Origin of the sequence: Pseudomonas sp. NA-150, assembly GCF_044336365.1 — a bacterium.
Lineage (GTDB): Bacteria > Pseudomonadota > Gammaproteobacteria > Pseudomonadales > Pseudomonadaceae > Aquipseudomonas.
In genome coordinates, this window is record NZ_CP172305.1 from 5,683,804 (window position 1) to 5,700,000 (window position 16,197).

General features: G+C 57.4%; 11 protein-coding genes, 1 tRNA gene and 2 rRNA genes. 5 read left to right on the forward strand and 9 right to left on the reverse strand.

Annotation, left to right across the window (positions count from 1 at the left end):
- The first annotated feature begins 96 nt into the window (after positions 1–96).
- Positions 97–1,266: a hypothetical protein gene (locus ACF0H7_RS26740; protein ID WP_397449837.1), complete on the forward strand. Its 1,170-nt coding sequence runs from the start codon at positions 97–99 to the stop codon at positions 1,264–1,266.
- A 48-nt stretch (positions 1,267–1,314) separates the two neighbouring features.
- On the opposite strand, the gene can is transcribed toward ACF0H7_RS26740, so the two are convergent.
- Positions 1,315–1,956, reverse strand: a complete 642-nt coding sequence (gene can, locus ACF0H7_RS26745; protein WP_397449838.1) for a carbonate dehydratase — start codon at positions 1,954–1,956, stop codon at positions 1,315–1,317.
- Between the two features lie 151 nt (positions 1,957–2,107).
- Between can and ACF0H7_RS26750 the strand changes: the two genes are divergently transcribed.
- Positions 2,108–2,515 (forward strand): serine kinase/phosphatase, encoded by a 408-nt coding sequence (locus tag ACF0H7_RS26750; protein ID WP_397449839.1) that lies wholly within the window; start codon positions 2,108–2,110, stop codon positions 2,513–2,515.
- Between the two features lie 3 nt (positions 2,516–2,518).
- Here the strand turns inward: ACF0H7_RS26750 and rimI are convergent, their stop codons facing one another.
- Both rimI and ACF0H7_RS26760 read right to left on the reverse strand, forming a co-directional pair.
- Entirely contained in the window at positions 2,519–2,971 is a 453-nt protein-coding gene (rimI, locus tag ACF0H7_RS26755; RefSeq protein ID WP_397449840.1) for a ribosomal protein S18-alanine N-acetyltransferase, read from the reverse strand.
- Between the two features lie 22 nt (positions 2,972–2,993).
- A complete protein-coding gene (locus ACF0H7_RS26760; RefSeq protein ID WP_397449841.1) occupies positions 2,994–3,782 on the reverse strand; it encodes an energy transducer TonB in 789 nt (262 codons plus the stop codon).
- A 154-nt stretch (positions 3,783–3,936) separates the two neighbouring features.
- On the opposite strand from ACF0H7_RS26760, the gene mksB reads away from it, so the two are divergent.
- The 3 genes from mksB to mksF are packed head-to-tail and all read left to right on the forward strand — an operon-like array spanning position 3,937 to position 8,748.
- Positions 3,937–5,214, forward strand: coding sequence for an Mks condensin complex protein MksB (mksB, locus tag ACF0H7_RS26765; protein ID WP_397449842.1), 1,278 nt, complete (start codon positions 3,937–3,939; stop codon positions 5,212–5,214).
- The gene (mksE, locus tag ACF0H7_RS26770) at positions 5,204–5,917 is read left to right on the forward strand and encodes an Mks condensin complex protein MksE (protein WP_397449843.1); all 714 of its coding nucleotides are present in this window, start codon (positions 5,204–5,206) and stop codon (positions 5,915–5,917) included. Before mksB ends, mksE begins: the two co-directional genes overlap by 11 nt.
- Positions 5,914–8,748, forward strand: a complete 2,835-nt coding sequence (gene mksF / locus ACF0H7_RS26775; protein WP_397449844.1) for an Mks condensin complex protein MksF — start codon at positions 5,914–5,916, stop codon at positions 8,746–8,748. The genes mksE and mksF overlap by 4 nt, the downstream gene beginning before the upstream one ends.
- A gap of 110 nt (positions 8,749–8,858) precedes the next feature.
- Here the strand turns inward: mksF and ACF0H7_RS26780 are convergent, their stop codons facing one another.
- From ACF0H7_RS26780 to ACF0H7_RS26805, 6 genes are all read right to left on the reverse strand, one after another.
- Positions 8,859–11,159, reverse strand: a complete 2,301-nt coding sequence (locus ACF0H7_RS26780; protein WP_397449845.1) for an MlaD family protein — start codon at positions 11,157–11,159, stop codon at positions 8,859–8,861.
- A complete protein-coding gene (locus tag ACF0H7_RS26785) occupies positions 11,152–11,775 on the reverse strand; it encodes a paraquat-inducible protein A (protein WP_397449846.1) in 624 nt (207 codons plus the stop codon). Before ACF0H7_RS26785 ends, ACF0H7_RS26780 begins: the two co-directional genes overlap by 8 nt.
- On the reverse strand, positions 11,762–12,436 hold the full coding sequence (locus ACF0H7_RS26790; RefSeq protein ID WP_397449847.1) for a paraquat-inducible protein A: 675 nt from the start codon (positions 12,434–12,436) through the stop codon (positions 11,762–11,764). The genes ACF0H7_RS26785 and ACF0H7_RS26790 overlap by 14 nt, the downstream gene beginning before the upstream one ends.
- A gap of 296 nt (positions 12,437–12,732) precedes the next feature.
- Positions 12,733–12,848 (reverse strand): 5S ribosomal RNA (gene rrf / locus ACF0H7_RS26795).
- Positions 12,849–12,984: 136 nt separating this feature from the next.
- Positions 12,985–15,875 (reverse strand): 23S ribosomal RNA (locus ACF0H7_RS26800).
- A gap of 246 nt (positions 15,876–16,121) precedes the next feature.
- Positions 16,122–16,197 (reverse strand) — tRNA-Ala (locus ACF0H7_RS26805).

Here is a 16,197-nt window from a genome sequence, read left to right on the forward strand (position 1 = left end):
AGCTTCTGTTGAGCCTTTCCTAATCCTCCAACTCCTGTTTGAGTGTCTGCGCCAACAAACGGCCCTTCGGGTCGATAACGCAGACAAGGAAAGGTAATGTCAAAACTCGCCGTCTTTACCACCGCCCTCGCCGCCCTGACGCTGAGCGCCGCCGCGCACGCCGATGTCCAGATCAAACTGGGCAGCCAGGAACGCGTGACGCATCTGTTCGCGTACCCCAACAACTGCAGCGTCATCTGCTTCCGCAACTGGACACTGGAACAAACCGTCGCGCATTACCTGACCCAGAGCGTGCAGCGCGACGGTTACAGCGCCGCCAAGGTCCGCGTGCAGCGCGAAGGCCACGATGTTTACGCGATGATCAGCGGCGTTCCCGATGACTACGCCAAACCACTCCACAACCTACTCGACGCCGGGGATTTGGCCTACAACGATGCCAGCAAGCTCAACGCTGACGGTAAATGGCAATACAGCTGGTACCTGTTCCTGCCGTTGGGCATGGCCCTGGAAAACCGCAAAAGCGTCGAGCTGCTGCACTTTCCGCCGGATAACTCGCTGACCCAATATCAGGATTACCTGCGCTCGGCCACCACCGATCGTTGGGCCACGCTATTGACGGTGAACGGCGTCGCCGCTGAGCAGACACCGGGTTATCAAACCATCATCGACATCGCACCGATTGCCGCGCCTGCATCTGCCGGCAAGGATCTGGAAGGTGTGTACGGCTACTTCAACGACTACCAGACCACCATGGTGAAACAGCTCACCCTGAGCGGCAAAGGCTCATCGCTGCCGATGGTGGCGTTTGGCGCGCCGGTGCGCGCGTGGATCAAACAGCAGTATGGCGCTGATCTGGCGGTATTGGGCCTGGGCAGCATCAGCCCGAGTGCGGGTCAGAAAGTGCCGGTGCTGGCGGCTAACCACCCGAGTTATATCTGGCAGGCGGCGAACAAGGACAACTACGACGGTGATCAGGCGAAGGCCGATGCGGTCGGTCTGACAGTCATGGGCCAGGATTTGAGCGCCGCGTGTTGGCAGGCCGGAATGGGCAAGGTGCCCGGCGTCGATCCTCAGGCCACCCTGACTCAGTGCACGCAAAACTGGCAAGTGACGAACAAGGTGCAGACCTGCGAGCTGTTCTACACCTCGGTGCGCAACCTGAAGCCTGAAGACGCCAAGGCCAAATGCAGCACGGCCGACGTCTCCAGCGTATTGAATCAGCTGACAGCGCCGATCAGCCCGGCGCTGCCCCAACCATCGCTGTAACGCCTGGCAGCAGCACAAGGCTACTCAAGGACTGAGTCGCCTTGCCGTTCACTCACCCAGCGGGCGCAGGCGGTATTGCGGCGGCAGCTGTTCGAAACCGCTGATGGTGGCGTTCAGGCTTTTCCAGCGGCCATCCTTGATCCCGTAGATGCAGCCGTGAATCGACAGGCTTTGCCCACGATGCCAGGCGTTCTGCACGATGCTGGTATGACCGACGTTGGTCACCTGCTGAATCACGTTCAGTTCGCACAGGCGATCGACCCGTTCTTCCTCGGTCGGCAACGCAGCCAACGGTGCGCGATTTTCGTAATACAGGTCGCGAATCGAACGCAGCCAGCCATCAATCAGGCCCAGCTGGCGATCCTGCATCGCTGCACGAACGCCTCCACAGCCATAGTGGCCGGTGACCAGGATGTGTTTGACCTTGAGCACATCGACGGCGTACTGGATCACTGACAGGCAGTTGAGGTCGGTATGCAGCACCACGTTAGCCACATTGCGGTGGACGAACAGATCACCTGGCAACATGCCGACGATCTCGTTCGCCGGCACGCGCGCATCCGAACAACCGATCCACAGGTATTCCGGCGTTTGCTGACGAGCCAGCTTGGCGAAGAAATCAGGGTCTTTCTGCTTGATCGCATCGGCCCAGCGCTCGTTGTTATCAATCAGATCTTGTAGTTGGTTCATGCTTTTATGCCTCGAAGATGATGCCCAGCTTTGACTGGTGCCCGACGCTCTGGGTCACGCCGATGTGCCACTAGTTGGACGAGTAAAGAACGGAATCTTCGTGATTATGGCCGGTCCACGGTTAATACGGCCCCAAAAACGAGGATTTGCCATGACTGAATCACGTCGCCCTTACAGTGCTCCACAGCCTGAACCCATTGACGACAACGAAGACCGCATGGGTTCGGTGCGCGAACTGGATTTCGATGACGATCAGCCCTCCGGCCGGATCGGCGACCTGATCCCGGAAGACCAACTCGCTCATGCCATCCCGGAAAAACGTGTCCGCGAAGCCGGCATGACCGGTGCCACCACCTCGGATCACCACTCCACCGACGACGACTTGAGTCCGGAAACCATGATCGATGAAGACGGTGCTCGCTCTGCCGAAGAGGCCGGTGACGACTACCCGGCCGATTGGGACCTGAGTATCGTCGATGAAAATGACATTGGTGGTGGCGACGGACTGGATGAAGCCGAACTCGGACGCCTTGACCCTCTGGATGGTAAACCTGAGTAAGGCTTACTCGAACAGGGTGCAGGCCATGACCAGCGCATCTTCGCGCCCGCCTGCGGCTGGGTAATAATCACGACGACGGCCGATTTCGTTGAATCCGAAGCGTTCATACAGTCGGTAGGCCGACTGATTACTCGCACGCAATTCGAGGAAGCATTCACGGCCGTTCATTTCGTAGGCGCGCTTCATCAATTGTTCCAGCAACCGCAAGCCCAACCCTCGGCCCTGGCTTTCCGGCTTGACGGTTATGTTCAGCAGGTGCGCTTCGTCGATGATCACGTTGATCACGCCGTGCCCGACTTGCTGCGCGCCTTCGAACATCAGCCAGATTTCATAGGACTTGAGGCCGTCGAGGAAAATGCCACGGGTCCAGGGGTGGCTGAACGCCGCGTATTCGATCTTCAGTACAGCGTCCAGATCCGCCTCGGTCATCCGGCGGAAGGTTACAGAATCGGTCATCAGTGCATTCTTTTTAGAGGCTTCATTCATCGAGTGTCTTCCAGCGCGTCATCAGCCGACGCATGGCCTGCCATACATCGCCCTTGCGCTGAGGCTCGTCCATCAACAACTCCAGACCCGGCAACGCCCAAGCCGAACCCAGACCTTCTATCTGCAATTCGCGGTTGAACGATTCGGCGTCGGCTTCACCGGCAAAACGCACGGACGGCAGACCGATCAGCCACAGGCAAGCGCAGGGTTCGTCTTCCAGCCGGGCCAGGACAAAGCCCTGGACGAAGTCGCGCGCTGCTTCCGGGCCTTGATCAAGCTGGCCGCGCACCAGCAATGGCCAACGCACGGGCTCGCCGATGATTTGCGGGGCGTCTGGCAGACCGGCGGCGCGCAGCATGTCTTTGAGCAATATATAGGCAGGGTCGCGGCTCTGAAACGACTCGCCTGTGGGTAACTCCACCAGCAACAGGCACCGCCCGGCGCGTAGCAGTTGCAAGGCGAAGCGCGGAGGCGGCACTGCGGCAACCTTGACGGGTGGGGGTGCGGAGACTTCTTCGGGTACGGCGTTGGTGCGGGTGCTGGCCAGCGACGGGCGCGGCACCTCGACTTTCGGCCGCTCGGCCGTTGGTCGTACTGCCGGCGCGTCGACGACCGGCGCAGCCACCGTTGCGACAGGCGCTACCACGCTGATGTCGACCGCTGGCAAAGGCGCGAGCAATTCCGGGCGCGAAGGCGCGGCGAAAGGCAGTTCGGTGCGAGGCAGCCAACTGACCACCTGCATGGAGGTCAGATAAGCGCGGCGGCGGGACTCGTTCAGCAAAGGTCGGCCATCTGTGGATAAGTAAAAGAAGCTGATTCTACCGCCCTTCGACCATTCCCGCCGCAGTTGATCGTCCACTCAGTCTGTAAGGTGAAATTTTGAACGGCTGATGCAGTACAATCTCCGCTTTTATTTGCCAACAGCCGGCCTTTAAATGATCGAACCTAAGCGCGTCTTGCGCGCCCTTGCCGAGCACTGGGCGTTACTTGAGCCACTGTGCGAGCACTTCGACCAGGGCACATTGAGCCTGAGCGAGTTGCGCCTGCAATTGGCCGCCCAGCAACTGGACAGCACGCCCCAGGACATTACCAACCTGTTGGACGTGTGGATTCGTCTGGATATTCTGGTTCCGGTGGCCAAAAGCCCGAACCGTTTCGAATTGAACGCACAGATTCACGACTTCCTGTCCTACCTGCGCCGCGAACACCGTCTGGGCCTGTGCCTGGAAATCGAAGCCTATCTGCGCCATCTGGAGCGTCTGGCCGGTTATATCCAGGACGCGTTCGACATCCGCGACGCCAACGACCTCGCGCGCCAACTGCGTTTGCTGGACATGCGCGTGCGCGACGTCCTGAAGAAATTGGCCAACGATGAGCAGGCACTGATCGCCGTCGCCGACCGCGCCAAGACCAGCGACCGACAGATTCCGTTGCGTCAGCGCTATGCCGAGGTATTGGCCACCTGGGACGAATACATCGAGCCGATGATTCAACTGGTCAACGCCGACGGCGCGTTCGAGCAGGGTGTGCGCAAGGTCGAAAACGTCTTGCTGCGCCTGCTCACCGAGCAACAGCGTTTGGGCCATTTGGTCGACGACGACATGCTGCTGCGCACCCACGCGCGCATTCTGGAAATGCAGACCAGTGCGCAACTGACCCTGCGCCATGCCCGCGAACTGCTGCTGCCGTTGCGTGAAGAAGCCCGCCGGCATAACGCCGTAACCCGTGGTGCTGCACTGGCCTTGTCGGCCATCCGTCGTAAAGGCATCGATGCCGTGCCGCAAGCCGCGATGCCAATGTTTACCCGGCCGCAAAGCACCTTTCTCGGCAGTGCCAGCCAGGTCGAAGCCTATGTTTACGCACTGGCCCGTTTCGAACCCAAGCCAGCGAAATTCCCCAAGGCCAACGTCACCCGCAAGGGCGCGCCACCCCAGGCGCCGCGTACCGTCAAGGAGATGCTGGAGCGCTGCGAAGACGCCCTGCCGATGCCGGATCTGATGGTCTGGTTGCTGGAGCAGGAACCCAACGGCGCCACCGACGAATTGCTCTACTGGTTCTCGCGCCTGTCGCGAGACAAGCGTTTTGCTCGCGAGCGCCTCGAACGTCGCGACTATTTCACTCAGGAGCACCAGGTCAGCCTGCGCTCCTTCGCCCTGCTCTCCAGCCGAGATGAGTCCCTGGAGACTTCTGCGAGTACCCCTCATGCATCTTGATCTATCCGAACTGTCCCAACTGGCGCCGATCTTCCGCGAGCTGTTCAAGGGTTATCACGTCAGCCGCCGCGACCCGGAACTGTACGCGCAACTGTCGAACTTCCAGGATCAGTACCGCGCATTGTTCAAAGCGCTGGGCTTTGAGCTGGTGTGCGATACCCGTGGTTTCTATTACTTCGTGCCGGACCTGGCCGCCGCGCAGGTGAACAAGACTGCGCAGCGCCTGGCGCTGTTCACCTTCATCATCGTCGAGCACCTGGCCGATCAGGGCCGTGACCCGATTGCCGTTCTCGATGGTGGCAGTCTGGGCCGCGACGAACTGCCGTCGCTGCTGGAAAAATATCGCGACCTGTTCTTGCAGGCCGAAGTGCAGACCCAGGAAGAGCTGGAAGAAAAGATCATGCGTCGCATGACTCAGCTCGGTTTCGCCAGCGAAGAAAACGGCATCTACCGTTTCCTGCCGCCGATGCACCGCTTCCTCGATGTCTGCCTCTCTGTCCAGCAAGACCGCGATCTGGCGGCCAGCCTGCACAGCGTTCTGCCGTTACCGACGCCGGTGTTGATCGACGACGACAGCGACGAAAAACTGCTGGAAACCGATGACCCACTGGACCTCGCCGAATTCGCCGATTCAGAGGAAGAAACCGAAGAGCAAGCATTGGTGCGTGCCATTGCCGCCGAGCAACAGGAGATGGACGCATGAGCCAGGAACGCTATGGCATCCGCCGCTTCGCGCTGCTGAACACCGCGGGTTACAGCCTCGGTCTGTTCCCGCTGGAACACCCATTGTCGGTGTACGGCGCAAACAACCTCGGCAAGAGCGCCTCGATCAACGCCCTGCAATTCCCGATTCTGGCGCGAATGTCAGACATGAGTTTCGGCAAGTACAGCCTCGAACAATCGCGGCGTTTCTACTTCGCCTCCGACACCAGTTACATTTTGGTGGAAGTCGCCCTGCCCCACGGCCCGCATGTGATTGGTGTGGTCGGACGCGGTCCTGGCGGTGGCTTCGGTCACCAGTTCTTCGCCTACGCCGGCAAGCTGGACCTGGCGCATTACCAGAAGAACGACACCTGTCTGCGGCAGAAAGAGTTGTTCAACAACCTCGATAGCCTGGGCCTCAAAGCCTACGAATTGAAGCCCGACGAACTGCGCCGACTGCTGGTGGGCGGTCACACGTCGATCCCATTGGACCTGACCCTGATTCCGCTGCGTTCCACCAGTGAACAGAGTCTGAAGACTTTTCGCGCGCTGTTCATCAACCTGCTGCACATGCGCGAAATCACTGCGGCCAAGCTCAAGCAATTGTTCCTCGATGCCTTCGAACACAGCCTGCGCTCCGGCAGTGTCGATTACATCGCCGCGTGCGAAGAAGCCTTCCGCGATGTGCGTCGCATGGAGCAGGACTATAACGCGCTGGTTCTCGCCGGCCCGTTGGTCGAGGCGCTGGCGGCCGGAGTCAAGCAACGCGAAGTGCTGCGCGGCAAACTGCATCGCCTGTCGCCGTTGCTGGATTCGCTGCTGGGCACCTGGCAGGACTACTCCAGCGCACGCAAAGAAGAGCTGGTGATTCAGTCCGAGCATTACCGCAACGAACAGGATTCGCTGCAAAACGATCAGCGCGGCGGCACTCAGGAACTGATGCGCCTGGAACGTGAAATCAGCGGCATTCAGCGCTGGATCGGCGAATTGGCGGTGCTGAAGAATCGCTTCGCGCTGGTGGATGACGTCAAGGTGCTGGAGCAGCAACTGCTGTCGGCCAAGGACGCCCACGATGAACTGGCGGGGGCATTGGCCCAGTCTCGGCAGTTCAGTGCCGAGGATCTGGATGAACGTCTCCGCGATCTGGAAAAACGCCTGAAGTCGGTCAAGCAACAACTCGATCACGCCGACAACAACAGCTATGCGCGGCTGCGTGAAGAATTCTCGCAGCCGGACGTCGAGCGTCTGATGCGTCTGTTTAACAGCGCCCTGTTCAGCCTGCCCCTCGGCGAGCAAGGCATTGCGCTGGATGACGGCGACGCCTGGGTCAAGTCGCTGGAGGCCATCCTTGATGGTTTCAAAGGCGAACGTTTCGAAGTCCCGGGCCTGACCATCAACCTGTCGCACATCGAGCCACCGGCGCTGCAAGCCTTGGCCGACCGTGCGGCGTTGCGTGATCAGAAAGAGCGTCTGGAAAAAGAACTCAAGCAGCTGAAAACCCAGCAGGCCGTGGCCGCTGACCGCGCTGCGAGCAAGATCCAGACCGAGGCTTTGTATCAGCAGGTATTGGATGCCCAGAAGGCTCTGGAAGATTTCCGTCGCAGCCAGACCTTAAGCGCCGAAGAGCCGGAAAAGCTCGAACAACTGGCGCAGATGGAAGGCGCGCAGGACGAACTCAAGCGCTCCAGCGATGCCTTCACCGAACGCGTCCAGCAGTTGTCGGCCAAGCTGCAATTGGTCGGTCGGCAGATCGGCGACATGGAAGCCAAACAACGCACGCTGGATGACGCCCTACGTCGTCGTCAGTTGTTGCCCGCTGACTTGCCATTTGGTACCCCGTTCATGGAGCCGGTGGATGACTCGCTGGAAAACCTGCTGCCGTTGCTCAACGACTATCAGGACAGCTGGCAGGGCCTGCAACGCAGCGATGGCCAGATTGAAGCGTTGTACGCGCAGGTTCGCCTCAAGGGCGTGGCCAAGTTCGACAGCGAAGACGATGTCGAACGTCGCTTGCACCTGCTGATCAACGCGTACGCGCACCGTCAGGACGAAGCCCTGACCTTGGGCAAGGCACGCCGGGCAGCGGTCACCGACATCGCCCGCACCCTACGCAACATCCGCAGCGACTACGACAGCCTTGAGCATCAACTGGCGTTGTTCAACCGCGAGATCAACAAGCGTCAGGTCTCCAACCTGGAAAGCTTCCGTATTGTGCTGGCACCGAACAAGGAAGCGCTGAAGCATATCGATCAGATCATCCACAGCGCCGGTCAGTACGAAGAAGGCGAAACGCTGTCGGTGTTCGACCTGAGCCAGAGTGCCGAGCAAGACAACAAGAACGAAGAGGCCAAGGAGTATCTGGCACGGTTGGTTGCGGCCAACCACAACCAGTTGGGTCTGAAGGATTTGTTCGAACTGGCGTTCGAGATCACCAAGGTCAACGGCCAGCCGATCATCCACACCGACATCGACGGCGCGGCGTCCAACGGCACGACCATGACCATCAAGGCGTTGACCAACATGTACTTGTTGCTGCACTTGATGGATCGCGATCAAGCCGGGCGTATTCGCCTGCCGTACTACCTCGACGAAGCGGCTGACATCGACGAGAAAAACCAGGCGGCCTTGCTGGAAACCAGCTTGCAGTTAGGTTTCGTGCCGATTCTGGCCAGCGTTAAACCCCAGGTTTCGGCGCATGTGGCCATCGACCTGGAAGGTGGCAGCGGACCGAACGGGATCTACATCGATGAGGCGGACTGGAAATACATCCGCCGCCGCGATGAAGTGAAAGTGGTTGCGGATGATCTGGAGGCAGAGGCCGAGTTGGCCTGATAACACAAAACCTGTAGGAGCGGGCTTGCCCGCGATTGGCTTGATGCGGTGTGCCAGACACACCGCCATCGCGGCGGTGCAGCGATCCGACAAGCCCGCTCCTACAATGTTTATTTCCCCAGCTGGATTTTAGGCGCCCATTGCAGCCAGTCATCTTCCGCCTTGTCGAACAGCGGGAAGGTCTGCTCCGCTCGCGCCTGATTCCCCATCTTTTCGCCTTCTGGTGTCGCGAAGGCAATGCCGCCGTCCACCAGTGTCTCCAGCGATTCGGTACGCACCGTCGCGCCTTTCAACAGACTGAAATCGACACCAAAGCCACTGCTGTTCCAGAAACGGCTGCCACCGCGCACCAAGGCGGCGTAACGCGGTTCGATCAGGATACGGATCAACACCCGATCCGCCGTGTCGCCCAGTTCAGTGCCCATCACCTGACCCACTTTCACTTCACGGTAAGTCACCGGGACGCCTGCCTTGATCGAACCCCGGCGCGCGGCGCTCAATACCAGACTCAAACCCTCATCGCGGGCAGCCGCATTGGGCGGTTGTTTCAGTGCGACGAAGCTCGTCTGCGCAGTGGTGCCCTTGTTTGACGGCAGCACTTCCAGGTATTGCCCGGTGACCAGGGTTTCGAGGTTCGCGGTTTTGATCAGGCCTAGCTCCGGCTTGACCACCCAGAACGTCGAACCGGCGCGGGCGATTTTATCCGGGACTTCGGTGATACGTGCCGTCAGCTTTACCGCCTGAAGGTCATCGGTCAGGTCCACGTCCTCGATCTTGCCGACGTCCAATCCTTTGAAACGTATGGGTGTGCCGGGACGCAGGCCGTCTGCTCGGTCGACTTTAATGGTGATCTGCGTACCGTCCTGAACCGCCAGTTCACGGTTGGCAAACAGACGGAAACGCGGGATGTGTTTCTTCAAGGGCACCTTGGCCCGTGGCGTGTCGAAGGAAATGCCGCCCGCCATCAGACTCTGCAGTGATTCGCTTTTGACCTGAATCCCCGAGAGGCCGCCAGTCAGCGTAATGCCACTGGCATTCCAGAAGCGTGTCGAGCCATTGACCAGGCTTTCGTATTCCTTCTCGATGTGGACGCCGAGAATCACCTGCTTCTGGTCGCGGGAGAATTGGTAGCTCTGCACCGAACCGACTTTCACTTGTTTGTAGAGCACCGGACTGCCGACATCCAGCGAGCCGAGGGTGTCGGTGAACAACACCATGTGCAGGCCTGGCGAACGCAGGTCCAATGGCGGCGCCTTGGCTCTGGCGATGAAATCGCGTCTTGGTGTCGAACCTTTGTCACCAGGGCGTATGGCAATGTAGTTACCTTTGACCAGCGCTTCCAATCCGGTAATTCCCGCCAGAGAGATCGACGGTTTGACCACCCAGAACTGCGTGCCCTCCACCAGATAATCTTCTGCCAGTGGATCAAGCGCCAGTTCCACCGTGGCGCTGGCAAGGTCCGGGTCAACCTTCAGGGTCTTCATGGTCCCGACCTGGAAGCCTTTGTACATCACCGGGGTACGCCCGGCTTGCAAGCCTTCGAAGTCATTGAGTTTGAGCACTACCCGAATCCCGGCCTGGGCGGCGTCGAAGTCTTCATAGAGACGGAACGGCAGGCTCGGGTCGGTGGGCGGGCTGTCCTTGCGATACTCCGGTGTGGCGAAGGCAATACCGCCGGCAACAATGCTCGACAGCGATTCACTGCGCACCTTCACCCCGGACAGGTTGGCGTCGATGCTGATGCCACTGGCGTTCCAGAATCGTGTGTGTTTACGCACCAGGCTGGCATACGTGGGCTCGATGAAAATCTTGATCTCAACCTTGCTCTGATCTTCCGAGAGCACGTAACTCTTCACCTGCCCGACCTGAATCTGCTTGTAGAACACCGGACTGCCCCGGTTCAACGAGCCCAGCCGATTAGCCTTGAGGGTCAGGTGCAAGCCGGGCAATTTATCCGAGAGCGGCGGCGCTTCCGACAGCGCCTTGAACTTACGCTCCGACTCGCCTTCGCCAGGGCTGGCGGCGATATAGTTGCCCGAGACCAGGGTTTCCAGACCAGTGATGCCGGCCAGTGTCACGCTGGGCTTGACCAGCCAGAAGCGGGTGTTGGTGCGCAGGGACGGTTCAAAGTCCTTGTTCATTTCGATGGTCGCGATGACGCCGCGCGTAGTGCCTTCGTCATCCAGCGCCAAGGCTTTTACCTTGCCGATCGGCATGCCTTTGTAGACCACTTCGGTCTTGTTGGCCTGAATGCCGGCGCCGCTCTCGAAACGAACCTGAATCTCGATACCTGCCTCGTTGTAGGCGCGCCAGCCGAGCCAGCCGCCGATGATCAAGGCGATCAGGGGCAAGACCCAGATCGCTGACCAGTTCGACGCAGGGCGGGTTCTAGCGGTAGGCAAATCACTCATGGTCGTCATCCGACTCCGTGTTATCCCAAATAAGTCGGGGATCAAAAGTTACTGCAGCGAGCATCGTCAAAATCACCACGCTGGCAAAAGCGACTGCGCCAAGATTGGCTTCGACGCTGGCCAGCCGACCAAAATTCACCACCGCCACCAGAATGGCGATCACGAAAATGTCTAGCATTGACCAACGACCGATGAATTCGATAAAGCGGTACATGACCATGCGTTGCCGTGCCGACAGCGGCTGCCGACGTTGCACCGAGAACAGCAGCAGGCCGAGACCGACCAGCTTGAAAGTGGGCACCAGGATACTGGCCACGAACACCACGGCGGCAATCGGCAACATGCCGTGCTGAATCAATTGAATGACACCTGACATGATGGTCGAAGGATCACCCTGCCCCAATGAACTGACCGTCATGATCGGCAGCACATTGGCGGGGATATACAGAATGGCGGCAGTGACCAACAGCGCCCAGGTGCGCGCCATGCTATTGGGGCTGCGGGCGTGCACCTGGGCACCGCAACGCGAGCAGGTCGGACTCTCCAGGTCAGGATCAACCTTGTTCAGTTCATGGCATTCCGCGCAAATAAAAATCCCTGCATCAATCGCCCGCATGCACATCCTCCCCAGAAAGCGCCTGCCATATTTGATGGGGCGACATTGCCACTTCCAGCCAGATCTGAAGCAATAACAAGCCAATAAAACAGACAATCCCCAGGCCGAGGCTCAGTGACGCCAGATCCGCCAACTTGACCAACGCCACCAGTACGCCCATGAGGTAAACCTCAAGCATGCCCCAGTCGCGAAGGTGGTGATAAATGCGGTACAGCAACAGACCGTAGCTACGGCCAACGTTCCATTGGATGCTCAGCAGTACGATCAGTTGGCACAGCAGTTTGAGTAACGGGATACCCATGCTGCACAGAAACACCACGACGGCGACACCTTGCATGCCGGTGTCAAACAAGCCGACAACACCGCTCCAGACCGTATCTTCAGCACTTTGGCCGAGGATATTGAGGTGCATGATCGGCAAAAAATTTGCGGGCACGTAGAGCAGCAACGCGGCGACCACCAAAGCGAGGCTACGCTGCACGACATTGTGTCGATGGGCATACAGCTCGTAACCGCAGCGCACGCACAGGGCTTTTTCGCCACGGGACAACACCGGCTTGCGCATCAGCAAGTCGCACTCATGACAAGCCACCAGATCGTCGAGTGGCAGCCTGTCCAGTGATACTTGAGTTGGGCTGCTGGAGTCGACTTGATCGGGCATCACAGGGGGACTCTGGCCGAAAAGATAGCCGGCTATTCTAATGGTCGGCTCAGAAAATAGCCGTGCATATTTGGTACAGCTTGTGGCGGGGGATATGTCGTGCTTGTAACGCTGAACATCGTCCTTTGTAGGAGCTGCCGAAGGCTGCGATGGCGGAGTGTCAGGTATTGAGGTGTTGCAGGTGCCGACATCTCGCAGCCTTCGGCAGCTCCTTCAGGGATTTGGTATTTCAGGGTTTTCCGCGCACAAAAACAAAACCCCTGTTCGCGTTAGCAAACAGGGGTTTCGGAATTTAATCTTGACGATGACCTACTCTCACATGGGGAAACCCCACACTACCATCGGCGATGCATCGTTTCACTGCTGAGTTCGGGATGGGATCAGGTGGTTCCAATGCTCTATGGTCGTCAAGAAATTCGGGTACTGACACGTCTTTCAACGTTTCAGCAAATCGGGTATGTGATAGCAATCTGTGTGCTGCAAATTTTCGTCGTTTGCGTCTTCACACCTGCATTTGCTTGTCTCTAAGCAAATTGCTTGGGTGTTATATGGTCAAGCCTCACGGGCAATTAGTATGGGTTAGCTCAATGCCTCACAGCACTTACACACCCCACCTATCAACGTCGTAGTCTTCGACGGCCCTTCAGGGGACTCAAGGTCCCAGTGAGATCTCATCTTGAGGCTAGTTTCCCGCTTAGATGCTTTCAGCGGTTATCTATTCCGAACATAGCTACCCGGCAATGCCACTGGCGTGACAACCGGAACACCAGAGGTTCGTCCACTCCGGTCCTCTCGTACTAGGAGCAGCCCCTCTCAAATCTCAAACGTCCACGGCAGATAGGGACCGAACTGTCTCACGACGTTCTAAACCCAGCTCGCGTACCACTTTAAATGGCGAACAGCCATACCCTTGGGACCGGCTTCAGCCCCAGGATGTGATGAGCCGACATCGAGGTGCCAAACACCGCCGTCGATATGAACTCTTGGGCGGTATCAGCCTGTTATCCCCGGAGTACCTTTTATCCGTTGAGCGATGGCCCTTCCATACAGAACCACCGGATCACTAAGACCTACTTTCGTACCTGCTCGACGTGTCTGTCTCGCAGTCAAGCGCGCTTTTGCCTTTATACTCTACGACCGATTTCCGACCGGTCTGAGCGCACCTTCGTACTCCTCCGTTACTCTTTAGGAGGAGACCGCCCCAGTCAAACTACCCACCATACACTGTCCTCGATCCGGATAACGGACCTGAGTTAGAACCTCAAAGTTGCCAGGGTGGTATTTCAAGGTTGGCTCCATGCAGACTGGCGTCCACACTTCAAAGCCTCCCACCTATCCTACACAAGCAAATTCAAAGTCCAGTGCAAAGCTATAGTAAAGGTTCACGGGGTCTTTCCGTCTAGCCGCGGATACACTGCATCTTCACAGCGATTTCAATTTCACTGAGTCTCGGGTGGAGACAGCGCCGCCATCGTTACGCCATTCGTGCAGGTCGGAACTTACCCGACAAGGAATTTCGCTACCTTAGGACCGTTATAGTTACGGCCGCCGTTTACCGGGGCTTCGATCAAGAGCTTCGCGTTAGCTAACCCCATCAATTAACCTTCCGGCACCGGGCAGGCGTCACACCCTATACGTCCACTTTCGTGTTTGCAGAGTGCTGTGTTTTTAATAAACAGTCGCAGCGGCCTGGTATCTTCGACCGGCATGGGCTTACGCAGTAAATGCTTCACCCTCACCGGCGCACCTTCTCCCGAAGTTACGGTGCCATTTTGCCTAGTTCCTTCACCCGAGTTCTCTCAAGCGCCTTGGTATTCTCTACCCAACCACCTGTGTCGGTTTGGGGTACGGTTCCTGGTTACCTGAAGCTTAGAAGCTTTTCTTGGAAGCATGGCATCAACCACTTCGTCGCCTAATGGCAACTCGTCATCAGCTCTCGGCCTTAGACCCCCGGATTTACCTAAGAGTCCAGCCTACCACCTTAAACTTGGACAACCAACGCCAAGCTGGCCTAGCCTTCTCCGTCCCTCCATCGCAATAACCAGAAGTACAGGAATATTAACCTGTTTTCCATCGACTACGCTTTTCAGCCTCGCCTTAGGGACCGACTAACCCTGCGTCGATTAACGTTGCGCAGGAAACCTTGGTCTTTCGGCGTGGGTGTTTTTCACACCCATTGTCGTTACTCATGTCAGCATTCGCACTTCTGATACCTCCAGCAAGCTTCTCAACTCACCTTCACAGGCTTACAGAACGCTCCTCTACCGCATCACCTAAGTGATACCCGTAGCTTCGGTGCATGGTTTGAGCCCCGTTACATCTTCCGCGCAGGCCGACTCGACTAGTGAGCTATTACGCTTTCTTTAAAGGGTGGCTGCTTCTAAGCCAACCTCCTAGCTGTCTAAGCCTTCCCACATCGTTTCCCACTTAACCATGACTTTGGGACCTTAGCTGACGGTCTGGGTTGTTTCCCTTTTCACGACGGACGTTAGCACCCGCCGTGTGTCTCCCATGCTCGGCACTTGTAGGTATTCGGAGTTTGCATCGGGTTGGTAAGTCGGGATGACCCCCTAGCCGAAACAGTGCTCTACCCCCTACAGTGATACATGAGGCGCTACCTAAATAGCTTTCGAGGAGAACCAGCTATCTCCGAGCTTGATTAGCCTTTCACTCCGATCCACAGGTCATCCGCTAACTTTTCAACGGTAGTCGGTTCGGTCCTCCAGTTAGTGTTACCCAACCTTCAACCTGCCCATGGATAGATCGCCCGGTTTCGGGTCTATTCCCAGCGACTAGACGCCCTATTAAGACTCGCTTTCGCTACGCCTCCCCTATTCGGTTAAGCTCGCCACTGAAAATAAGTCGCTGACCCATTATACAAAAGGTACGCAGTCACCCAACAAAGTGGGCTCCCACTGCTTGTACGCATACGGTTTCAGGATCTATTTCACTCCCCTCTCCGGGGTTCTTTTCGCCTTTCCCTCACGGTACTAGTTCACTATCGGTCAGTCAGTAGTATTTAGCCTTGGAGGATGGTCCCCCCATATTCAGACAAGGTTTCTCGTGCCCCGTCCTACTCGATTTCATTGCAAAGAGATTTTCGCGTACAGGGCTATCACCCACTATGGCCGCACTTTCCAGAGCGTTCCGCTAATCTCAATACAACTTAAGGGCTGGTCCCCGTTCGCTCGCCACTACTAAGGGAATCTCGGTTGATTTCTTTTCCTCAGGGTACTTAGATGTTTCAGTTCCCCTGGTTCGCCTCTTATGCCTATGTATTCAGCATAAGATAACTGTCTTATGACAGCTGGGTTCCCCCATTCAGACATCTCCGGATCACAGTCTGTTTGCCGACTCCCCGAAGCTTTTCGCAGGCTACCACGTCTTTCATCGCCTCTGACTGCCAAGGCATCCACCGTATGCGCTTCTTCACTTGACCATATAACCCCAAGCAATCTGGTTATACTATGAAGACGACATTCGCCGAAAATTTGCTTGTTCTCGATTAAGAGAACTCACACATTTTACCTTAGCCTGAATGAACACCAGTGAAAGTGCCATCCAGTCTATATTTCTATCACATACCCAAATTTTTAAAGAACGATCTAATCAAAGACTAGAAATCAACATTCACCATCACCAGGATGGAATGTTCATTTCTAAACTCTAACGCAGAAGCAGTAAATGGTGGAGCCAAACGGGATCGAACCGTTGACCTCCTGCGTGCAAGGCAGGCGCTCTCCCAGCTGAGCTATGGCCCC